The sequence below is a fragment of the Bacillus cereus group sp. BfR-BA-01522 genome (assembly GCF_022662635.1).
GTDB classification, from domain to species: Bacteria; Bacillota; Bacilli; order Bacillales; family Bacillaceae_G; genus Bacillus_A; species Bacillus_A cytotoxicus.
On the sequence record NZ_JAKUDY010000010.1, the window covers coordinates 74,887 to 97,738 of the forward strand.

Here is a 22,852-nt window from a genome sequence, read left to right on the forward strand (position 1 = left end):
AAAAAGACAAGAAACTTTGAAGAAAGTTACGCCATAAAAAAAGAGACGATACTTTAAAAGCTTAGCTTGATGAGTCTTATTTATATATAATCGGCCCTAGTGCAGGTAGGTGCACTAGGGCCGAAATATTTATTCTATATGGATAATTTCACTTTTTACTGGAAAAGTTTTTAATCCATATAAAGAACGACTATTTGAGATAGGAATGGGAAGATTATGGTCAATAAACGAAAATGATTTATATTTTTTTATTATTTCTGTCAATACAATTGTAGCTACTAACCTAGCTAGTCGAGTACCTAAGCAAAAGTTGATTCCATAACCAAACCCAAGATGAGGGTTTCGCGGACGATGTATGTTGAAACTATCAGCATCATTGAAATACTGAGAGTCACGATTAGCTGATCCAATCCAAGCTGAGACGATTTGATTTACTTTTAAAGTTTGGCCATTTAATTGCATTCCTTTTTTTACTCTACGTACAATTCTTTGAGCTGGTGAACGATAACGTAATACTTCCTCAATTACTTTTGGAATAAGAGATAGATCCTGTTGTAATTGCTCATAAACATTTGGATGTTCTATTAAACAATATAGCGCGTTTCCAAGTAAATTCGTTGTTGTTTCATTTCCCGCTACTAATAGTAGTTTACAAAAAGGTACTATTTCCTCGCCTGAAATTTTATTGTCTGCTTCATTTTGAACTAACAAAGAGATAATATCATTGGAATTTTCTTTTGAATTTCCTCGCTTGATTTGTAGGATTTCTTCAAAAAATTCCCCTAATTCATTTTCTGCTTGTAAACGCATATGAAAAAATTCTGTTAAATAATCCTGATCATCATGATTCGGTGAACTTAAAATACTATCAGACCATTTCTTAAACCTTTCCATATCATTAGCGGAAACCCCTAACATTTCAGCAGTTACTATAACTGGTAAAGGATAAAACAACTCCTGTACAATATCAAAAGTTTCACGATTGGATAATTGAATAAGAATATCTTCTGTGACTTTCTGGATTCTCGGCTCCCATGCCTCTAATACTTTAGGAGTGAAAGACCGATTTACAATAGACCGAATTTGCGTATGCTTTGGCGGATTCATCCCAAGGATACTTTTAGAAAATGGAAGAGTTTTCTTCTCGGGCATAATTTTAGAAAAATGTTCTTTATCCTCTAAAACTATTTTTACATCATCATACAAAAAAACATTCCACATATCAGCCTGAGGATTAAAACAAATAGGTTCTTTTTCCCGCATTTCTTTATACCATGCAAATGGTTCATATGGATTTTCTAAGGCCTTTTTTTCTATTAGCTTATTTGTAGGAATCATAACAATTGATTCATAAGTTTTTTTCATATATGAAAATCTCCCCTCAAAAAATCAGTTTCATTACATAGAATTTAATTCACCGAATGTTATTCGGTATAATTAAAATTATATAACAATCAACCATGTTTTCAACCCACTTTTTCATTTCTAAGATATCAGTTAATATATAATCAAGGAGGAATAAACTTTGTGTAAAAAAAATCTGACCAAAAGAAAACAACAAGCTCTACTAACACAGAGCAATATATCTCAGGTATTTTTGAATTTAACGAAAGAAAAAAAATTTGAGAATATAACAATTGAAGATATTTGTAAAAGAGCAAATGTCTCAGTAGGAACTTTTTATCATTATTTCTCTTCCAAAGAGGATATTTACAAAAAAATATTTCAACAAATTGACGAAAACCTACACGTTGAATTAGAAAATATCGATCAACATACAACAGTGCAAACGACTATTTTAAATTTCTTCCAATGCATAGCTGAATATACAACTAAATTAGAGTTACATATAAATCTTCTTAATGATTTAAACAAAAGATCGTTTATATATGAGCCTTCATTAATTTACAAAACTCTAAAAGGTTTCGTTTATAAAGGACAACTCGAAAAAGAATTAACAAATGATATGAGTGTAGAAGAAATAACAACGTATCTTTTTACTTTTGCTAGAGGGCTTATATTAGATTGGTGTATTTTAGAGGGAGCATACTCTTTAGAGCAGAGAATGGATACTTATATGAAATTAGCATTGAAGTCTTTAAAACCATAAATTTCATTCAAGCTCTATGCTTTCTTGCCCTATTTCTTATATTTAAGTCTGTTTGGTATCAAAGCAGCTAAACTAAAAGAAAAAGCACCAACCTTCTTTCTACTATAAGAAAGAAGGCTGGTGCTTTTTCTTTTTTATAATACAACATATAAATCCCACATCAATCCATTTCCAGTCCCTTGATTCCTAATCTCGAAGAAGGCAATACGGGATAAAATACGTGTATAAAGACACCAGTCATGAATAAATTTGATTACTGATTTTGGTACTGTTTATATTTTCTACATATCGTTAGAAGTTTATTGAGAAATGAACCAATTTGAGATTTTTGTCTCATTTTGAAACATATACACATTTTTGATTATCGTTTTCCCCTAATGCCTATGATAAATTACTAAACATAGCTAGTTTAAAAATAATATTCCACCTCTCATAAAAAATAAAAAAGGAGTTTTTAAAATGAAGAATCGAGTACATCCAAAGTTATTACCAGCGTTAGAAATGATTCCAGATTTTGAGTTACGTCCAGAGAACTTGCCAGCAATGAGAGAACAAGCCGCACTAATCTTACCAGATATTATTGGTGATGAATCACTTTCGATAACAGAGGAAATCATTGAGGGGCCTGATGCGAATCCATTGCGATTAAAAATTTATCGTCCAAAATCAAATGATCAATCCTTACCTGCCCTGTTATGGATACATGGTGGCGGTTATATCTTAGGGTCTGCAGATGAGAATGATATCCTTTGTGTGAGATTTGCAAAAGAGGCCAACTGTATGGTCGTTTCTGTAGACTACCGTTTAGCTCCTGAACATCCTTATCCAGCTCCAATTGAAGATTGTTATGCAGCACTAAAATGGATGGCTGATAACGCAGAGGCTTTAAACATTGATTCAAATCGAATTGGGGTTGCAGGAGCGAGCGCTGGTGGCGGACTAACAGCAGCATTAACGTTATTAGCTCGTGATCGACAATATCCTTCTATTTGTTTCCAAATGCCGCTTTATCCAATGATTGATGATCGTAATAATACGCCTTCTGCGAATGAAATTAAAGAAGGATTTACTTGGAATCAAAAGACAAATGAAGCTGGATGGAAAATGTATTTAGGAGAATTATATGGAACGGATCATATTCCTGCTTATGCAGCCGCTGCTCGAGCAGAAGATTATCGTAATTTACCACGCACCTACACATGTGTTGGTCAATTAGATCCATTCCGTAGTGAAACATTAACCTATGTAACGAAACTTGCAGAAGCTGGTGTTGATGTTGAATTCCATTTATACCCTGGAGCTTATCATGGGTTTGAAATGTTACCTTCAGATGCTGATATAACTATTCACGCTTGGAATGATTATGTACGAGCAGTTAAGACTGGTTTGGCAAAAAAATAACTGAATTAGAGAATTCCTTTCTATATAAAATTTTTCAAAATAAAGGAGAGGCTTTTATGAAAAATAGAGTACATCCAGAATTAAAAGAAATGTTTTCTGTATTACCAGCAATAGATAATAGTCCAGAAAATTTCCAACAATATAGAACGTGGGCTAATGAAACTTTTGCTGCAACTGATTTAACGTCGAATAATAAAATTACCGTATCCAATCGATTCATACCTGGCCCTGAAGGAGCACCAGAAGTTAGAGTTCGTATTTATGAACCAACTAAAAGTACAAAAGATTTACCTGGTGTTCTCTGGATTCACGGTGGTGGATATACAGTGGGATTACCCGAAATGGATGATAAACTTTGTGAAAAATTTGTATTGGAAGCCAACTGTGTAGTGGTTTCAGTTGATTATCGATTAGCACCGGAAAATCCATTCCCTGCACCACTTGAAGACTGCTATGCAGCTTTACAGTGGGTTTCTGGTAATGCAGAAGATATCGGGATCGATTCTTCTCGAATTGCAATTGCCGGAATGAGTGCAGGGGGTGGACTTACAGCAGCCCTTGCTCTTTTAGCAAGAGATAGGAAGGGACCTTCAATCATATTCCAAATGCCGCTATGCCCAATGATTGATGATCGTAATATTACACCTTCTACTTTTGAGATAACGGATCCAAAAGTATGGAACAGAGAAGCTAATATTTCTGGCTGGAAAATGTATTTAGGCTCAGCTTACGGTGAAGAGGTATCCCCATACGCTGCACCAGCTCGTGCAACTGACCTTACAGGACTTCCACCAACTTATACATGTGTTGGTGAATTGGACCCATTCCGTGACGAAACAATTGAATACGCGAATAGACTACTTCAGGCAGGAGTACCAACAGAATTCCATGTTTATCCTGGCGGCTACCACGGATTCGAATTAATAGTGCCTAATGCTGAAATTAGCCAAAGAGCTGAGAAAGAATATATCAGTGCATTAAAGCGAGCATTACAAAAAACAGAAATGTAAAGGTAAGTGTAATAAAAGATTGATTTACTACTATTTATTTCCCAAAGCTACTCTATTCAATGATTGATGATCGCAATAATACACCTTCTGCGAATGAAATTACAGAAGCTTGTATTGGGAATCCAACATCAAATGAAGTTGGTTGGAAAATGGAGTTTTTGTATTTACTGTTAAATAAGAATTGAAGAATATTTTTTAATCAAACTTTATTCTAAAGCTACACCATAAGAAAAAAACATAACCTTGTCCCAAAACAAAAGCATTAGTAATTCATCATAAAAAGTGCTCCTAGCTAAATCAAGGAGCACTTTTTATGAAACATTATTTTTTATTAGCTTATGAATCACTTTATTATAACAACCATGTTTTACTACTTGCCTAACATCATCTACAACAATTGTATTCTGTAGAACACTCACTACATATCCCGTTAATTGTAAATTAGGATTTTTACGATATGAAAATTGAACATAATCTCCAATTGTTATCTTTGTTTTATGCTCCATTTTGTCCCTCCTTAAATCATCATTAATTATTGATTAGGTTTCCCTTTTATTGCTTCTTCATACTGTTTGGTAAGTTTATAAATTGAAAAGCCTAGTAATTATTAGGCTTTTTGTTTAATTCATTTATGTTCTACATAATAAATCTCAAAGTAAAACATCTATTCAAAAGTTACCATTCTAACACCTTTTTTGAAACCCAATGTATAATGCTATGAGCATTTACAACACATTCTTGGTCGCTGTTGATAAGAAAAACCACAGCAATTGCTGTAGTTTTTCTTATTGACACTGTGAAATTATAATTTCCTATCCTAAATAAGCTTAGTTCTCATATTTATCTTTCTATAGATCTTTAACTTGTCAAGTGACAAAAAAGTTGCTTAATTTACAATAAAGTCTTTTAAAAAATAATAAAGTTGTTTAAAAAATGGGAGTTATTCTATTCAATAATTGGGCCATTTAATTTAATAGTTCGTCTTTTAAATATTCCCGCAATTTTCTATGTTAAAATTAATGTTGGAGGTGTTTCTTATGGAGGAATTACAAGAAATTTTAGAGAAAAGCAACTATACATATGCAATAATTCAACACGAAAAACCGATACACTCAAGACAAGATGGCTCAGAGTATTTTGGGATTGAAGTTGGGCAAACAGCTCCAACGATGATACTAAAAACCGATAAAGGCTTCTTTGGGCTAATTGTATCTGGAAGCCGTAGTAAAATTAATTTTGAGAAAATAGCTGATATTTTAGGTTGTAGTAAAGTGAAATTAGCATCTCCAGAGGAAGTTCAAAAAGTTACAGGCTTTCAGGTAGGAAGTGTTCGTATGGTAGGTCTTGATTTACCTTGTGTGATAGACAAACGACTTTTCCATTATGATTATATTTACGGAGGTACTGGTCAATCAACATTTACTTTAAAACTTGAACCACAAGCCTTAAATAAATTAAATCAAGTGATCGCAACATTCGATTAATAGGGAATACTACATTTTCTTGTTTAACAAACGGGTGCCATTTTTTGAATAAAACCTAAATTTTCAAACGACTTTATTGTTATATTTTTTAGTGTAGTGAAGTATCTTACATCAAGATTAAACAACTATATTTTTAACCCCGTCCTAAATTTAGAACGGGGTTATACTTGTTTGAGCTTTTAAATTAAATAACTTTATTGTCATTTTACATAACTCATGGGGAAAAATGAATTTCTTAGCTTGTTGGGTATGTAGTGCTCTTCCTATAACCAATCCTATATAATTAGATGTATTCAATCTTTTGAACCATAACCTTGCCAAAATGGCAAAGTTATGGTTCAAATCACATAAAATAAAAAAACCACCAAATATGTATTGGTGGAGACGGTGGGAGTCGAACCCACGTCCAAAAGTATTGGCACTTAAGCTTCTACGAGCATAGTCGATATATTAGCATTTCGCAAACTTTTCGGCCTATCGACAGGCTTCCAAGTCGCTAGTCTGATTGTTCTCTTCCTTTGCCCTCAGACGGTGAGCTCCGGCGTAGTCCACTTAGAGTGAGTCCCTTACCCTACCACATGGACGATGGAGGGAGGAACCGCTAAGCTGTATTAAGCAGCTAAAGCGAAGTTGTTTTGTTGTTTGCCAGTTATAGGCTTTGACGTTTTAACGAGGCCGATCCCCTCGACTCGCAACTTAAGCTCAAACTACCCCTGTCGAATCCGTAACGTCCCCATATAAGAAATGGAGCATACGAAGTATATGCGTGATAGCTACAAATGAGCTGTTTTTCAATGTTCACTGGCCTTACATGAATTATTATATCATACGTTCGACATTTTACAAATGTAAATTTCTGTATTACATCTTTTGACGATCACGGAAAGCACGTGCAATTTCACGTTTTGCTTCTTTTTCTTTTAAGTCATGACGCTTATCATATTGTTTCTTACCGCGAGCTAAGCCAAGTGCCATTTTTGCAAATCCATTTTTTAAGTAAATTTTTAGCGGAACAAGTGTATAACCTGTCTCTTTTGTATAGCCAACTAGTTTCTGAATTTCTTTCTTGTGAAGAAGTAATTTTCTTGTGCGAAGCGGATCATGATTGAAGCGATTCCCTTGTTCATATGGACTAATGTGCATATTATGTACCCAAACTTCACCATTATGTACGCGAGCAAAAGCATCTTTTAAGTTAACGCGTCCAGCACGAATGGCCTTAATTTCCGTTCCTTGAAGGACAAGCCCCGCTTCGTATGTTTCGTCGATGAAATAATCATGAAATGCTTTTTTATTTTGTGCAATAACTTTACCGCTACCTTTTGGCATTTTACGTCCCTCCTCTATCTGTACCATTTTAACAAAAGTCATGAAAAAGTGGAAGTGGCTCGCTCGGAATGTGAGAAGAAGCAAAGCCACTGGAGCTAGATTATAAAAAAAATAAAAATGGCTCCGCTTTATTAAAAGCGAAGCCATCCCTTACTTACGCTTTTTCTTTTTCTTCTTGAATCCTGGAACGTTCTCAAAGAATGGCTTTTTCTTTTTGCCACCTTTTTTTCCAGAGTGATCCGCTCTGCCTTTTCCGCGGCTGCCGCGCTCATGTTTGCGATCTTTTCCGCGCTCGTCACTACCACGGCCACTACGTTTCTTTCTGCCACCTTTTGGTTGTTCAATGACAATTGGACGGTCTTTGAGTTTACGTCTTGGCGTGCCTTTCATACCGACGATTTCAAAATCAATTGCGCGCTCATCTTTATTGACATTAATCACGCGAATTGTAATTTCATCACCGATGCGGAAGACGTTACCTGTGCGCTCACCAATCATCGCAAAGTGCTGTTCATCATAACGGTAGTAATCATCTGTTAAATAACTAACATGAACGAGACCTTCAATTGTGTTTGGAAGCTCTACAAATAAACCAAAGTTCGTTACAGAGCTAATCATACCATCATACTCTTCACCAATCTTATCAAGCATATACTCTGCCTTTTTCAGTTCATCTGTTTCGCGTTCCGCTTCAACAGCGCGGCGTTCCATATTGGACGAATGCTCTGCGATATCTGGTAACTTCTCATGCCACTTTGCTTGTGTTTCATTGTCTATATTGCCATTAATGATATATTCACGAATCAGCCTGTGAACAATCGTATCTGGATAACGACGAATTGGCGAGGTGAAATGTGTATAGAATTCTGTTGATAGACCGAAATGTCCTAAGCTTTCAGCATCATAACGAGCTTGCTTCATCGAGCGAAGCATAACTGTTGAAATAACTGGTTCTTCTGGCTGACCTTGCACCATTTCCAGAATTTGCTGTAAAGCACGAGGATGCACCTCATTGGCACGTCCTTTTACCGCGTATCCGAAGTTTGTAACGAACTCGAAGAAACGTTCTAATTTATCTTCTTTCGGATCTTCATGAATACGGTACATAAACGGTACATTCATCCAGTGAAAATGCTCTGCCACTGTTTCGTTTGCAACAAGCATAAATTCTTCAATGAGCTTTTCAGATATTGAGCGATCGCGCAGCACAACATCTGTCGGCTTTCCTTCTTCATCAACTAATACTTTCGCTTCTTTGAAATCAAAGTCAATAGCGCCGCGTCTCATACGTTTTTCACGTAAAATTTGCGCTAATTCTGCCATCTCTTTAAACATTGGAACAAGTGGCTTATAACGTTCCATTAATTCTTCATCTTCATCTTCCAAAATGCTTCTTACATCAGCATATGTCATGCGTTCTGTCGTCTTGATTACACTTTGGAAAATTTCATGTTTTACAACATCGCCTAAATGGTTAATTTCCATTTCACAAGATAATGTTAAACGATCTACTTTTGGATTTAATGAGCAAATTCCATTTGATAAACGATGCGGAATCATTGGAATTACACGATCTACAAGATAGACACTTGTCGCCCTCTCTGCTGCTTCTACATCAATTGGAGAGCCTTCATGAACATAGTGACTCACATCTGCAATATGAACACCTAGCTTATAATTACCGTTCTCAAGCTTCGTGACTGTAACTGCATCATCTAAATCTTTCGCATCTGCACCATCGATTGTCACAATCATTTGGTCACGCAAATCACGGCGATCCTTTAAATCTTCTTCTGAAATTGTTTCTGGTACACTGTTCGCGTGCTCCATTACTTCTTCTGGAAACGCTAAAGGCAAATGATGTTTATGAATAACCGATAAAATATCTACTCCTGGATCATTTTTATGTCCTAAAATTTGAATGACTTCGCCCTCTGCACTTAAACGATTTTGCGGATAGCTAGTAATTTTCACAACTACTTTATGACCTTCAACAGCACCCATAGAGGCGCTTTTCGGGATAAAAATATCGCTTGTCCATCTTTTATTGTCTGGAATAACAAACCCGAAATTTTTTGATTCTGTATATGTACCAACTAATTCTTTCGTTCCGCGCTCCACAATACGAATAATCGTACCTTCTTGACGTGACCCGCTAGATTGTGAGCTAATTCGTGCTAATACTGTGTCTCCATGAAGTGCACCGTTTAATTCTGTCGGCGGAATGAAAAGATCATCGTCTCCCGTTTTCTTCTCTTCTGGAACAACGAATGCAAAGCCACGTGCATGTCCAATTAATTTCCCGCGCACTAAATTCATTTTTTCTGGAAGACCGTAGCGATTACTGCGCGTACGCACAACAAGTCCCGTTTCTTCCATCATAACAAGCGCTTTTACAAAATCTTTAAATCCTGCGGAATCTTCAATTCCAAAGGCAGCCTCTAATTCTTGTATCGTTAGCGGTTTATACGCTTCTTCTTTCATAAATAATAACAACTTATCAATATGTTCTTGAATGATATCTTCCAAGCACAAATACCTCCTTTAAACCCTCATATTGTCTAGTGTATCCGAAAGATGTGGGATATATAAAGTGAAACTTCTACAAACATTCATTTTTCATCCTTTATCTTGCGATTCCTTCTACCTTACAGCCCCCATGAAAAAAAGAGGCAACTAGATCTTACCAATCTAGTTGCTCCAAGAAGTTATATACGTCTTCATGTAGCTCATCACGTTGTTTATCCAGCGTAATGACGTGAGTAGAGTCTTCATACCATTTGATCTCTTTTAATGTAGATTCTACACCGTTATAAATAATGTTTGCGCTGTCAGTATTAATCATTTCATCATGGCGCGCTTGTACAACAAATGTTGGTGCATAAATCATATCTACATTATTGCGTACGTCACGAATTAAATCTTGTAATGCCTTTAATGTATTCATTGGTGTCTTTTTAAATTCGAACATCTCTTGTTCAATTTGCTCTGGCGACTTCTGTTCACGTTTTTTATATTCACGCGCATATGCCAATATACCTTGGTACATTGTTTCTTCACTCTTAATATACATTGGCGCACACATTGGTACTACACCTAAAATAGGAACTGTATAAGCAAGCTTTAATGAGAATACACCACCAAGTGACAATCCAACAGCAGCAATCTTCTCATAGCCTTGATCTTTTAAATGCTGATACGCGTTCATTACATCTTTCCACCAGTCTTCAGGACCTGTATGTACAAGCTGTTCTGGTGGCACACCATGGCCTTTATAAATAGGGGCGTGGCAAGTGTATCCTTTTTTCTCTAAGAAACGCCCTAACATACGTACATCAGCTGAGTTTCCCGTGAAACCGTGCAATAATAAAACAGCGCGGTCTCCACCTTCAAATGTAAATGGTTTCGGAGATGCTAATTTCATCATCTTCTTCTCCTCTTTCTCTTCTGTAGTCTAGTCGTATTGTTTCTGTCCTTAGTTTACCATAGTTCTATTTCCATAATCTAATTTGAAACTTTGTTTACATTATTAAGCACAAAAAAAGAAGAACCACTAGCACAACATTGCTAATGCTTCTTCTTTTTTCTTATAAGTTAAAGTACGTAACACCAATTGTTAATCCGAAGAATAATACAGCTAAAACAACTGTAATACGGCTTAATACCGCTTCTATTCCGCGTGCCTTTTGCTTGCCGAATAACTGTTCCGCACCGCCTGAAATTGCACCTGAAAGGCCTGAACTATTACTAGATTGCATAAGTACCATCACAATCATTAAAATCGATACAATAATTAGTAAAACTGATAAAAACGTATGCATCTTAGCGTACCTCCTACAAGATTCAGTTAGTTTAACTGTAGCATAAATTGTACAGAAAAGCGAGAGCCGTTCGCTTGCTCTCGCTTTTCTATATTATACAAGCATCATTGCAAATAAAGGTCCCAGTAAGCACGTTAAAATAGCCGTTAATGTCATTGTTACCGATCCAATAACACCTTCACTCTCATTATTTTTCATCGCTCTCATAACGCCCATAATATGTGAAGCACAGCCAAATCCAATTCCTTTACCAACCGAATTTGTCACACGGCTCCATTTCAATAAAAAAGGCCCTGTAATCGTCCCACTGATTCCAGCAACAACAACGAACGCTGCTGTTAATGATGGCACACCACCAACTTGTTCTGATACGCTCATAGCAACTGGCATTGTTACTGATTTTGGTAAAGAAGATAAAATTAAACTTTTATCTGTTCCCATCAGCGACGCAATAATAAAGTCACTTGCAATCGCAACCGTTGTTCCCACAATAACACCACCAGCAATCGGCACAACATATTTTCGAAGTACATGGCGCTGTTTATAGAGCGGAATTGCAAATGCTACAACACCTGGTCCAAGTAATTTAGAAATCCAGCCCCCGCCACTTTGCATGTATTGTTGATACGGTACATCCAACATCATTAATAAAATAATCATGAGTACTGTTGCGATAATCATTGGAATCGTAAACGGCGTTGGCAATATCTTATAAATCATTTTAGATAATTGATATATGAACACTGTCAGAAGAACCCAACCAATCCCGATTAATATACTACTCATCTTGTCTCTTTTTCCTTTCTAGTCGCAAGATATTGTCCTGTATGTCCTGCGACAATAATAATTAAAAATGTGCTCGCTACAACTGTAATGAAAAGAGAAATTCCTTTGCTCATAAAAAAAGCACCGTAATTCATTAAACCAATCGTTGGTGGAATTAATAAAAACGGCATAATGGCAACGAGTGTTTCGGCTCCTAAATCAAACCATTTCACAGGAAGAACTTTCAAGCCAAGTAAAATAAGCAATAAAAACATCCCAATCAAACTTCCTGGTATTGGAATTTCCAATATTTCTTGTATCCATGTTCCTAACATGTAAAACACATACAGAGCTACGATTTGAACAATAACTTTTGTAAACTTCATGTTCATCATCCCTCATGTCTATACGATCTTTCCTTTTCTAACCTTATCATAGTATAAATTGTAAAAACCTGCAATTTATCGACTTGACAAGGAAAAACACATTTGTTATACGCTTACATCCTTGATATGACTGGATTTTCGATTCAAATTTACGTCAAAAACATTGACCTAAAGATAACTATTTTTATTTTCTGAATTTTAGCATTCGCTATTGCGATAAAACATTATCTCACATTTCATTTACATAAAAAAACAGACCGTGATTTCTCACGGTCTGCTCTTACTTTCTACCATTATTTTTTAAGGTTGTAGAAAGATTTTAAACCATCGTAAACAGCGATTTCGCCTAGTTCGTCTTCGATGCGTAATAATTGGTTGTACTTAGCAATACGGTCAGTACGGCTCATAGAACCAGTTTTGATTTGACCAGCGTTTGTTGCAACTGCGATGTCAGCGATTGTAGCATCTTCAGTTTCACCAGAACGGTGAGATACAACTGCTGTGTAACCAGCACGTTTAGCCATTTCGATTGCTTCGAAAGTTTCAGTTAAAGTACCGATTTGGTTCACTTTAATTAAGATTGAGTTAGAGATACCTTTTTCGATACCTTCAGCAAGTTTCTTCGTATTTGTTACGAATAAGTCGTCACCTACTAATTGAACTTTTTTGCCAAGACGCTCAGTTAATAATTTGTGACCATCCCAGTCGTTTTCGTCTAAACCATCTTCGATAGAGATGATTGGGAAGTCTTTGCAAAGTTCTTCGTAGAAATCAACCATTTCTGCAGAAGTCATGCTGCGACCTTCACCAGAAAGATCATATTTACCAGTTTCTTTGTTGTAGAACTCAGAAGAAGCAACGTCCATTCCTAAGAATACGTCCTCACCAGCTTTGTAACCCGCTTTTTCGATTGCTTCGATAATTACTTCTAATGCTTCGCGGTTAGAACCAAGGTTTGGAGCGAATCCACCTTCGTCACCTACTGCAGTGTTAAGACCTTTGTCATGTAATACAGCTTTTAATGCATGGAATACTTCAGCACCCATACGGATTGATTCTTTGAATGTTGGAGCACCAACTGGTAGAATCATGAATTCTTGGAAGTCCACGTTGTTATCAGCGTGAGAACCACCGTTGATGATGTTCATCATTGGAGTTGGTAATTGTTTTGCATTGAATCCACCAAGGTAACGATATAATGGAAGACCTACGAAATCAGCTGCTGCGTGAGCTACTGCCATAGAAACACCAAGGATCGCGTTTGCACCTAATTTACCTTTGTTTGGAGTGCCATCTAATTCGATCATAGCACGGTCGATACCAGCTTGGTCAGTTACATCGAAACCAACAATTTCTGGAGCGATAATTTCGTTAACGTTTTTAACTGCGTTAAGCACACCTTTACCTAGGTAACGAGATTTGTCACCATCACGTAATTCTACTGCTTCATATTCACCAGTAGATGCACCACTTGGTACTAATGCGCGTCCGAATGCGCCGCCTTCTGTGTAAACTTCTACTTCTACAGTTGGGTTACCACGAGAATCAAGGACTTCGCGAGCATAAACATCAATGATTGTTGACATACTATTTTCTCTCCTTTAAATTACATAAATTATTTAATAATTGTTTTACCTGTCATTTCTTTAGGTTGTTCAACACCTAGAAGTGTTAGCATTGTTGGAGCGATATCTCCTAAAATGCCACCTTCGCGTAATTCTACATCTTTCTTTGTAACGATGAAAGGAACCGGGTTCGTTGTATGAGCTGTCATTGGAGCTCCATCTGGAGTTAACTCTTCATCTGCATTACCATGGTCAGCTGTAATAATTGCTACACCATCTTTTGCAAGAATTGCTTCTACAACTTTTCCTAAACATTCGTCAGTTGCTTCTACTGCTTTAATTGTTGGTTCCATCATCCCAGAATGGCCCACCATATCACAGTTTGCAAAGTTAAGAATAATTACATCATGTTTATCATTTTCGATTTCATTTACTAAAGCGTCGGTTACTTCGTAAATGCTCATTTCAGGTTTCAAATCATATGTTGCAACCTTCGGTGAGTTAATTAAAATACGCTCTTCCCCTGGGAATTCAGCCTCACGACCACCGCTAAAGAAGAATGTAACGTGTGGATACTTTTCAGTTTCCGCGATGCGAAGTTGCTTTAATCCCGCTTGCGACACAACTTCACCTAATGTGTTATCAAGGTTTACTGGTTTGAATGCCACATAACCATTTACAGTTTCACTAAAGTGTGTCATACAAACGAATTCTGGAATGTGAGGTACTTTTTCACCACGATCGAACTCACGGAAGTCTTCGTTTGTAAATACACGTGCAATTTGAATTGCGCGGTCTGGACGGAAATTATAGAAGATGACTGCATCATCATCATTGATTGTTGCAACTGGCGTTTCATCTTCGTTCACAATTACAGACGGCAATACGAACTCATCATAAATACCATTTGCATAAGAATCCTCTACGCACTCATATGCATTTTTGTAAGTAGGACCTTCGCCATACACCATAGCACGGTAACATTTTTCAACGCGATCCCAACGTTTGTCACGGTCCATGGAGTAATAACGACCAGCAATTGTCGCGAATTGTCCTACTCCTGTTTCTTTTATTACTGCATTTGTTGCATCGATATAGCCTTTTGCGGTTTGTGGTCCAACATCGCGACCATCTAAGAATGCATGAATATATACTTTTTCCACGCCTTCTTTTGCTGCTAAGCGAAGAAGAGCAAACATATGGTCAATGTGACTGTGCACCCCACCATCAGAAAGTAAGCCGAATAAATGAAGGGCTGTACCTTTCTCTTTCACATGTTTAATTGCGTTTTGGAATGTTTCATTCTTATCGAATTCTCCTTCACGAATCGCAACGTTCACACGAGTTAAGCTCTGATATACAATGCGGCCAGCACCGATATTTAAGTGCCCAACCTCTGAGTTACCCATTTGACCTTCTGGAAGACCTACCGCTTCACCACAAGCTGTAAGCGTTGTGTGAGGAAACTTGTTCCAGTATCTATCAAAATTAGGTTTCTTAGCTTGTGCTACAGCATTCCCGTAAGTTTCTTCACGCAGTCCGAAACCGTCAAGAATGATTAAAGCTGTTGGCTTTCTCATTTTACCGCCTCCAAAAGACCTAAGAAGGAAGCTGGCTCTAAACTTGCACCGCCAACTAAAGCGCCGTCGATGTCAGGTTGTGCCATGTATTCTTTAATGTTTCCTGGTTTTACGCTACCGCCGTATTGAATACGAACAGCTTCTGCAGCTGCTGGAGAAACAGCTTCTGCAACAACTTTACGGATGTGTGCACATACTTCGTTTGCATCTTCTGCAGAAGAAGATTTTCCTGTACCGATTGCCCAAATTGGCTCATATGCGATAACAGTAGCTTTCACTTGTTCTTCTGTTAAGCCTGCAAGTGCTTTTGTCACTTGGCCTGCTACTAGATCAAATGTTTTTCCGCTTTCACGTTCTTCTAAAGTTTCACCACAGCAAACGATTGGTGTTAAACCATGTTCAAATGCTGCAAGTGTTTTTTTATTTACTGTTTCATCTGTTTCAGCAAACATTTCACGACGTTCAGAGTGACCAAGTACTACGTAGCTCACTTTTAAGTCGCTAAGTGCTACTGGGCTAATCTCACCAGTGAATGCACCATTTTTTTCGAAGTGCATGTTTTGTGCACCTACTTTTAAGTCAGTTCCTTGCGTCGCTGCTACTAAACGCTCTAAGAATAGAGCTGGAGAGCAAACAACTGCATCAACAGCTGAAGCTGCTGGAATTTGACCTTTTACTTCTTCTACGAAGCTAACTGCTTCAGATAGAGTTTTATTCATTTTCCAGTTACCTGCGATAATTGGTTTACGCATGCTTTGCACCGTCCTTTTTTCTTTGGCTGCTAATTATTTGTCATTCAGACAAACTACACCTGGAAGTTCTTTACCTTCCATAAATTCTAATGACGCACCGCCGCCAGTAGAAATGTGGCTCATTTTATCAGCCATGCCGAATTTTTCAACAGCTGCTGCAGAGTCACCACCGCCGATAACAGAGTATGTACCTTCTGCATCTGCTAATGCTTGTCCTACTGCTCTTGTACCGTTAGAGAATGGAGTCATTTCGAATACACCCATTGGTCCATTCCATACAACAAGCTTAGAGTTTTTAATTACATCTGCATAAATTTCACGTGTTTTTGGTCCGATGTCCACACCTTCCCAGTTTGATGGGATAGAGTCGATATCTACAATTTTAGTTGTTGCAGTTTCAGAGAATTCCTCAGTGATTACAACATCAACTGGCATGTAGAAGTTTACACCTTTTTCTTTTGCAAGTGCCATAAACTCTTTTGCTAGTTCAATCTTGTCATCTTCACATAGAGATAGACCAATTTCATGACCTAATGCTTTTACGAATGTGTAAGCAAGACCTCCACCGATGATTAAGTTATCTACTTTATCTAATAGATGACGAATTACACCGATTTTATCTTTTACTTTCGCACCACCGATGATTGCTGTAAATGGACGATCTGGATTAGAAAGTGCTTTTCCAAGTACTTCTAATTCTTTTTCCATTAAGAAACCTGCTACTGCTGGTAGGTAATCTGCAATCCCTGCTGTAGAAGCATGAGCGCGGTGAGCTGCACCGAATGCATCGTTTACGAAGATATCAGCAAGAGCTGCAAATTCTTTCGCAAGTTCTGCATCGTTCTTTTCTTCGCCCGCATAGAAACGAACGTTTTCAAGAACTAAAATGTCGCCTTCGTTCATTGCTGCAACCATTTCTTGTACAGCTGGTCCGAATGCTTCGTCCGCTTTTTTCACGTCTTTACCAAGAAGTTCACCTAAACGAACTGCTACTGGAGTTAAACGCATTTCTTCTACTACTTGACCTTTTGGACGGCCTAAGTGGCTTGCTAAAATAACCTTCGCACCTTGTTCTACTAAATATTGAATAGTAGGAAGAGCTGCACGAATACGAGTCTCGTCTGTAATTTTGCCATCTTTCATAGGTACGTTGAAATCAACGCGGCAAAATACACGTTTACCCTTTAAATCTACGTCACGAATTGATTTTTTGTTCATTGGATTTCCCTCCGACTAGTTAGGATTGACAAAACCCATTCAAAAGCTTATCACATTTGCTTATAAAACGAAAGAAGAGAGAGGGAACAAACCCTCTCCCTCGTTTTGTCATTGATAACTTATAAACTTAAGGATTAAAGACCTTTTTTAGCCATGTAAGCAGCTAGGTCTACAACGCGGTTAGAGTAACCAGTTTCGTTATCGTACCAAGAAAGTACTTTAACCATGTTACCTTCCATAGTCATTGTAGATAATGCATCAATTGTAGAAGAGTTTGTGCATCCGTTATAGTCGATAGATACTAATGGCTCTTCGCTGTAACCTAGAACGCCTTGAAGTTCACCTTCAGAAGCTGCTTTGAATGCTGCGTTTACTTCTTCAACTGTTACTTCTTTTTCAAGTTCAACAACTAAGTCAACAAGAGAAACGTTTGAAGTTGGAACACGTACTGCGCCGCCGTTTAATTTACCTTTAAGTTCTGGTAATACTAATGCTACCGCTTTAGCTGCACCAGTTGTAGTTGGGATCATGCTCATTGCTGCTGCACGTGCACGACGTAAATCTTTGTGTGGTAAGTCTAAGATTTGTTGGTCGTTAGTGTAAGCATGAACTGTTGTCATCATACCGCGTTTGATACCGAATTTTTCGTTAAGAACTTTCGCGAATGGAGCTAAGCAGTTTGTAGTACAAGAAGCGTTTGATACTACGTTGTGGTTAGCTGCATCGTATGCTTCGTGGTTAACACCCATAACGATTGTGATGTCTTCATCAGAAGCTGGAGCAGAGATGATAACTTTTTTAACTGATCCACCTAAGTGTTTTTCAGCGTCTGCTTTTTTAGTGAAACGTCCAGTAGATTCTACTACGATTTCTACTCCGTAGTCGCTCCATGGTAATTGAGCTGGGTCACGTTCAGCGATAACTTTAATTTCTTTACCGTTAACAACGATGCTGTCGCCGTTTACAGATACTTCTGCATTTAAAGAACCGTGAACTGAGTCATATTTTAAAAGGTGAGCTAATGTTTTAGCATCTGTTAAGTCGTTAATTGCAACTACTTCTACCTCAGGGTTGTTAAGAGCTGCACGGAATACGTTACGTCCGATACGTCCAAATCCATTAATACCAATTTTAACTGTCATTTGAATTTCCTCCTTGGGGGATTATATTAAAGGGGGGTACCCTTTGTTAACTGTTTTGCTGCACCTTCATCTGTAATCAAAATTGAAGTGTGCCCTTGTTTAATTACAGCCTGTATCGCTTTTGCTTTTGAAGAACCTCCAGCGACGGCGACAACATGGGATACATGTTGTAAATCTTTTAATTGCATGCCGACTGTTTGTACCTTATGAACGACATTACCTTGTTCATTGAAGTAATAACCGAAAGCTTCGCCAACTGCTTCATTGTCTTTAATTTTTAACCAATCTGCTTCTGAAGTACTTCTGCGACGTGCCATTGTTAACGCATCACCTATTCCATGAATGACGATATTGGAAGAGCGAATCAACTCAAGAACTTCTTTCACGGAAGGTTCCGTTACAATAGATGCATACGCTTCGCTACTCACTTGATCCGGAACATACAATAAGCGATAATTGCTCATCGTATTTTGTGCCATCTTCGCACAAATGGTATTGGCCTCTAACTCGACCCCTTCTCCAATTCCGCCACGCGCTGGGACAAACAGCATATGTAAATCTTTGCAGTCTAGTTGCATCATGTCCGCAACGGCAGCTAGCGTTGTTCCTCCAGCTACAGCAACGATATTATTTGCCTCCAGACGGTCTTTTATACAAGTTACACAAGCACGGCCCATCTCCAGTTTGACCCAAGGTGATTCATCACTATCACCAGGGACAACGAAAACTTCATCCAAGTCTAATGTTTCCTTAAGTTGTTTTTCTAAAACCTTTAACCCGGAAATTTCTTTCATAAAGTCTTCCAAAGCAAGAACCACAGCTGCTCCTTCTTCTGTTAAAGTCATCCCAGAAGAAGCGACGTGAACTAAGTTTTTTTCTTTCAAAACTTGTACTTCACTTCGCAATACTCGTTCTGTCATGCTAAGACTTGCAGATAAATTTCTTCTTCCAATCGGCTGCATGAGACGAATGTGCTGAAGAATTTGCATTCTTGTTTGCATAACTGGTAGCAAATCGGGTAATAATTTTTTCATGTTCTGAATCCATGAGCGCATATCATTTCTCCTCACTACATTGGTTCACTTACCACGTGGTCGCTTTATGTCCCGCAGTGACATTTTGTGTCCCACATGAGTTAAAAAAATAATCCCTGCTACATGTATTATTGTAACAGGAGATAGAAACTTATTCAACTCTTAACTGACTTGTTTATATAGTTTATTATGACATCTCTGTGAATAATACCATATCCTACCTGTTCTCCATCAATTTCTATAACTGGAATCATCATTTGATACTTCTCTAAAAGCTCCTCGTTGTCATATATATCTATTTCCTCAAGATGAAAAGAATACACCTTTTGCACTTCATTCAAAACTTGTTTTGCCTTTACACAAAGACCACAGTCTGTTTTCGTATATAAAATAATCTTCATCTTCTTCACCTATCCAATTGTTTTTCTCAAAGAAGATGCAGGAATGTGCATTTGTTCCCGATATTTCGCGACCGTTCTTCTTGAAATTACAACCTCATGCTCTTCTTCTAACAATTTCGAAATTTTTTGATCTGAAAGTGGCTTTTTCTTATTTTCTTTTTCTATCAGCGTCTGAATCAATTGTTTTACACGTTTTGTTGAGATTGCTTCATCTTCTGTTGTAATGACTGCATTACTAAAGAATGATTTCATCTCAAACAACCCATATGGCGTTTGTACATATTTGTTACGTGTAGCACGACTAATTGTAGATTCATGTACACCTAACTCTTCCGCTACTTCTTTCAAAGAAAGCGGCTTTAAATGTTCCGGTCCTCTCCAAAAGAAATCATGTTGCTTCTTCATGATCATTTCCATCACTTGTAAAAGCGTTTGTTTCCGCTGTTTCAAACTGCGCATAATCCATTGCACATGCTGATACTTCTCAGAAACATAAGAAGCAACTTCACTCTCACTATTATTCAGAAGTGCACTATATTCTGAATGAATTTCAATTCTCGGCATATTTCCTTCATTCATTTGTAAAATAAGCCGTTCTCCCTCTTTTTTCACTGCCATGTCAGGAACGATATATAGTGGCTTTTCAGATGAAAATGCAAGTCCGGGCTTTGGTTGTAATGATGTAATACAATCAACCGCCTCTTGTAATTCTTCATTATTACATTTCAGCAATTGGATTAGTTTTCGCCAATCTTTCCTCACAAAATAAGAAAAATATTCACTTACAATCCTCTCTGCAAGTACACTTCCCTTTTGTAAACGCTTCAATTGGATCACTAGACACTCTTGAATATTCCGCGCTCCTACCCCTGCTGGCTCTAGTGATTGGACAATCTCTACAGAACGTTCAACGACATCGATGGGCACGGTAAGTAGTTCAGCTAATTCTTCATTCGTTTCTTCTAGATACCCATTTTCATCTAGGTTCATAATGATAAAAGAAGCTGTCTTCCGATGCTCTTCATCTATTTTATAATACTGTATTTGATTTAATAAATGTTGCTGAATCGTTTTAGAATCCACACTATAGATCTCCATTTGATTATCAACTTGCTTGCTCGTACTTTTACTTTTGCTAGAGCTCTTTTTTCTTTCCCTCTCAAAACACCCTAACTCAATAAGGGGATTCTCTAGCGATTGCTCATACAAAAACTCCGACAATTCTTGTACATTGTACTGGAGCATTGTAATCGCTTGCCTCAACTCTTGTGTCATTGCCAAACGTAAGCTTTGTTCTTGTAAAAGACTTGCCTTCAAACTGATCTCCCCCTTGTTTCTATTGTACAATAAGTTTGGTAAAAGGAGAATCCTAACGCAGACACCCATTCCAAAATATTATTAATTTATATGTATTAATGAAACTTATCTCTTACAACTGAAAAATGAATATTATTGAAAGAAACCATTTTATAACCACCTACTAATAGTAAATCTTATTATCAGATATAACAAGAGGATTTTAAAAAAGTATTCTCTCCGTATATTCATGCATCCCATATTCTCAAAAATATTTGGCATAAAAAAAGTCCTAACTCACAATTGTAAGTTAGGACTTTTTGACGCGCCCAGAGGGATTCGAACCCCCGGCAGACGTGGTACCGGAAACCACCGCTCTATCCAGCTGAGCTATGGGCGCATGATAAAACTTTGAAACATCAAAGATTGAAACTCTTTTGTTCTTTACTTGTAGACTAAACAATTTCTCATGAAAGTTTTAGTCCAAGGTGTAAAATCGCACCTCTAATTATACAAGAAGCATTCCTCCATTTCAATAAAAAAAGAGCAGACTACTGATCATTCCCTTTCATATTTGCTTAATCTTTCTTACATTGTCAAATCACCAATATCCCCTGCCCTATTCGTAAACTTTGGTTAATTTTCCATTCCCTCTCTTAATAGACCTAAATTTGGAAAACATATTTTTTCTCCTACTTACAAAATATAACTTGTGAATTGATATTCAAAAGGAGGCTTTATTCAATGACTGTTATTACAAAGCTAAAACAAACAGTAGCAGGTTTAAAAAGTGCACAAGCGAGTTTAGAAGGATTCGCTCTTGATACAGATAATCAGCAGGCAAAACAGCTTTTCCAAACAGCTGCACAACAAACGCAATCTATTATCGATTCTTTAAACCCACGTGTAGAAGAAGTTCAACAAGAAGAGCCTCAATATGCACAACAATAAATGAAAGTACCAACTTATCTAGAAAAAGGATGATTCTATATCATCCTTTTTCAACAAATTACATAAAGCAATAGAAATGGAAGGATGATTATGAGAAAACTCGGAGTGATCACCGCACTACTCGTACTCCTATTTAGTGTATTTACCGGCTGTGACAATAGCCCTTTAGATAAAAAAGTAAAAAAAGAAGAAACAAAAAGACAAGAGCAAAAAGAAGGACCTGAGTTAACAAAAATGAGCACGGAATCCTTTAATCAATCTATTTCACAAGGAGCAAAGAAAATGGCACTTTCTATGGAAGAGATTGAACAAGCTACAGCCGTTAACTCCAATTTAGATCTTTACATAGCCATCAAACCAGAACATCATGAAAGATTTATACTAAAGCCTTTACGAAGTAAACTAAAAAAACGACTGAGCGATGAATATCCAACATTTAACGTTCGCGTCAGTACCGATCGAAAAATCTTTATGCTATTAGATGAGCTGGAAAATAAAATTCAGAAGAAACGAGTAAACAAAGATAAAATTAAAAAACAATTAAAACTCATTCAAACAGAAATGGAATCTAATACGTAATGACACGTGTTCTAAAGGAAAAGGAAGG

Annotated in this window: 22 protein-coding genes, 1 tRNA gene, 1 other RNA gene and 1 pseudogene; 7 read left to right on the forward strand and 18 right to left on the reverse strand. The window is 37.2% G+C overall.

Annotated elements, in window-relative coordinates; genetic code table 11:
• Window positions 1-129 precede the first annotated feature (129 nt).
• Window positions 130-1,365 (reverse strand): cytochrome P450, encoded by a 1,236-nt coding sequence (locus tag MR059_RS15045; protein WP_012096119.1) that lies wholly within the window; start codon window positions 1,363-1,365, stop codon window positions 130-132.
• 160 nt (window positions 1,366-1,525) lie between these two features.
• Between MR059_RS15045 and MR059_RS15050 the strand changes: the two genes are divergently transcribed.
• From MR059_RS15050 to MR059_RS15065, 4 genes and pseudogenes are all read left to right on the forward strand, one after another.
• Entirely contained in the window at window positions 1,526-2,110 is a 585-nt protein-coding gene (locus MR059_RS15050; RefSeq protein ID WP_012096120.1) for a TetR/AcrR family transcriptional regulator, read from the forward strand.
• A 459-nt stretch (window positions 2,111-2,569) separates the two neighbouring features.
• Window positions 2,570-3,511: an alpha/beta hydrolase gene (locus MR059_RS15055; protein WP_012096121.1), complete on the forward strand. Its 942-nt coding sequence runs from the start codon at window positions 2,570-2,572 to the stop codon at window positions 3,509-3,511.
• A 56-nt stretch (window positions 3,512-3,567) separates the two neighbouring features.
• A complete protein-coding gene (locus tag MR059_RS15060) occupies window positions 3,568-4,521 on the forward strand; it encodes an alpha/beta hydrolase (RefSeq protein WP_012096122.1) in 954 nt (317 codons plus the stop codon).
• A gap of 50 nt (window positions 4,522-4,571) precedes the next feature.
• Window positions 4,572-4,673, forward strand: a pseudogene (locus tag MR059_RS15065) (alpha/beta hydrolase); the annotation flags it as partial.
• A 159-nt stretch (window positions 4,674-4,832) separates the two neighbouring features.
• Here the strand turns inward: MR059_RS15065 and MR059_RS15070 are convergent.
• A complete protein-coding gene (locus tag MR059_RS15070; RefSeq protein WP_012096124.1) occupies window positions 4,833-5,027 on the reverse strand; it encodes a hypothetical protein in 195 nt (64 codons plus the stop codon).
• A gap of 531 nt (window positions 5,028-5,558) precedes the next feature.
• Here MR059_RS15070 and MR059_RS15075 point away from each other — a divergent pair.
• Window positions 5,559-6,005: an aminoacyl-tRNA deacylase gene (locus MR059_RS15075; RefSeq protein WP_012096125.1), complete on the forward strand. Its 447-nt coding sequence runs from the start codon at window positions 5,559-5,561 to the stop codon at window positions 6,003-6,005.
• Window positions 6,006-6,381: 376 nt separating this feature from the next.
• Here the strand turns inward: MR059_RS15075 and ssrA are convergent.
• The 16 genes from ssrA to MR059_RS15155 form a co-directional block, all read right to left on the reverse strand.
• Window positions 6,382-6,740, reverse strand: a transfer-messenger RNA (tmRNA) gene (ssrA, locus tag MR059_RS15080).
• A 126-nt stretch (window positions 6,741-6,866) separates the two neighbouring features.
• Entirely contained in the window at window positions 6,867-7,334 is a 468-nt protein-coding gene (smpB, locus tag MR059_RS15085) for an SsrA-binding protein SmpB (protein WP_012096126.1), read from the reverse strand.
• Window positions 7,335-7,484: 150 nt separating this feature from the next.
• A complete protein-coding gene (gene rnr / locus MR059_RS15090; protein ID WP_048723464.1) occupies window positions 7,485-9,863 on the reverse strand; it encodes a ribonuclease R in 2,379 nt (792 codons plus the stop codon).
• Between the two features lie 154 nt (window positions 9,864-10,017).
• Window positions 10,018-10,758, reverse strand: a complete 741-nt coding sequence (locus MR059_RS15095) for an alpha/beta hydrolase (RefSeq protein ID WP_041810118.1) — start codon at window positions 10,756-10,758, stop codon at window positions 10,018-10,020.
• 163 nt (window positions 10,759-10,921) lie between these two features.
• Window positions 10,922-11,155 carry a preprotein translocase subunit SecG gene (gene secG, locus MR059_RS15100; protein WP_012096129.1) on the reverse strand — a complete coding sequence of 78 codons (234 nt, stop codon included), beginning with the start codon at window positions 11,153-11,155 and terminating at the stop codon, window positions 10,922-10,924.
• Window positions 11,156-11,248: 93 nt separating this feature from the next.
• A complete protein-coding gene (locus MR059_RS15105; RefSeq protein ID WP_012096130.1) occupies window positions 11,249-11,941 on the reverse strand; it encodes an LrgB family protein in 693 nt (230 codons plus the stop codon).
• Window positions 11,938-12,306, reverse strand: a complete 369-nt coding sequence (locus MR059_RS15110; protein WP_012096131.1) for a CidA/LrgA family holin-like protein — start codon at window positions 12,304-12,306, stop codon at window positions 11,938-11,940. The genes MR059_RS15105 and MR059_RS15110 overlap by 4 nt, the downstream gene beginning before the upstream one ends.
• A gap of 293 nt (window positions 12,307-12,599) precedes the next feature.
• A complete protein-coding gene (gene eno, locus MR059_RS15115; protein WP_012096132.1) occupies window positions 12,600-13,892 on the reverse strand; it encodes a phosphopyruvate hydratase in 1,293 nt (430 codons plus the stop codon).
• 29 nt (window positions 13,893-13,921) lie between these two features.
• Window positions 13,922-15,451, reverse strand: a complete 1,530-nt coding sequence (gene gpmI, locus MR059_RS15120; RefSeq protein WP_012096133.1) for a 2,3-bisphosphoglycerate-independent phosphoglycerate mutase — start codon at window positions 15,449-15,451, stop codon at window positions 13,922-13,924.
• Window positions 15,448-16,203 (reverse strand): triose-phosphate isomerase, encoded by a 756-nt coding sequence (tpiA, locus tag MR059_RS15125; RefSeq protein WP_012096134.1) that lies wholly within the window; start codon window positions 16,201-16,203, stop codon window positions 15,448-15,450. The genes gpmI and tpiA overlap by 4 nt, the downstream gene beginning before the upstream one ends.
• 33 nt (window positions 16,204-16,236) lie before the next feature.
• Window positions 16,237-17,421: a phosphoglycerate kinase gene (locus tag MR059_RS15130; RefSeq protein ID WP_012096135.1), complete on the reverse strand. Its 1,185-nt coding sequence runs from the start codon at window positions 17,419-17,421 to the stop codon at window positions 16,237-16,239.
• A 134-nt stretch (window positions 17,422-17,555) separates the two neighbouring features.
• Complete coding sequence (gene gap / locus MR059_RS15135; RefSeq protein ID WP_012096136.1) at window positions 17,556-18,563, reverse strand: type I glyceraldehyde-3-phosphate dehydrogenase; 1,008 nt, start codon at window positions 18,561-18,563, stop codon at window positions 17,556-17,558.
• Window positions 18,564-18,589: 26 nt separating this feature from the next.
• Window positions 18,590-19,618 carry a gapA transcriptional regulator CggR gene (gene cggR, locus MR059_RS15140; protein WP_012096137.1) on the reverse strand — a complete coding sequence of 343 codons (1,029 nt, stop codon included), beginning with the start codon at window positions 19,616-19,618 and terminating at the stop codon, window positions 18,590-18,592.
• Between the two features lie 134 nt (window positions 19,619-19,752).
• The gene (locus MR059_RS15145; RefSeq protein ID WP_012096138.1) at window positions 19,753-19,998 is read right to left on the reverse strand and encodes a glutaredoxin family protein; all 246 of its coding nucleotides are present in this window, start codon (window positions 19,996-19,998) and stop codon (window positions 19,753-19,755) included.
• A gap of 9 nt (window positions 19,999-20,007) precedes the next feature.
• Entirely contained in the window at window positions 20,008-21,315 is a 1,308-nt protein-coding gene (rpoN, locus tag MR059_RS15150) for an RNA polymerase factor sigma-54 (RefSeq protein WP_012096139.1), read from the reverse strand.
• Between the two features lie 303 nt (window positions 21,316-21,618).
• Window positions 21,619-21,694, reverse strand: a tRNA-Arg gene (locus MR059_RS15155).
• 344 nt (window positions 21,695-22,038) lie between these two features.
• Between MR059_RS15155 and MR059_RS15160 the strand changes: the two genes are divergently transcribed.
• Both MR059_RS15160 and MR059_RS15165 read left to right on the forward strand, forming a co-directional pair.
• Window positions 22,039-22,245: a DUF1657 domain-containing protein gene (locus MR059_RS15160; protein WP_012096140.1), complete on the forward strand. Its 207-nt coding sequence runs from the start codon at window positions 22,039-22,041 to the stop codon at window positions 22,243-22,245.
• A gap of 90 nt (window positions 22,246-22,335) precedes the next feature.
• The gene (locus MR059_RS15165) at window positions 22,336-22,824 is read left to right on the forward strand and encodes a YhcN/YlaJ family sporulation lipoprotein (RefSeq protein ID WP_012096141.1); all 489 of its coding nucleotides are present in this window, start codon (window positions 22,336-22,338) and stop codon (window positions 22,822-22,824) included.
• The last annotated feature ends 28 nt before the right edge of the window (window positions 22,825-22,852 follow it).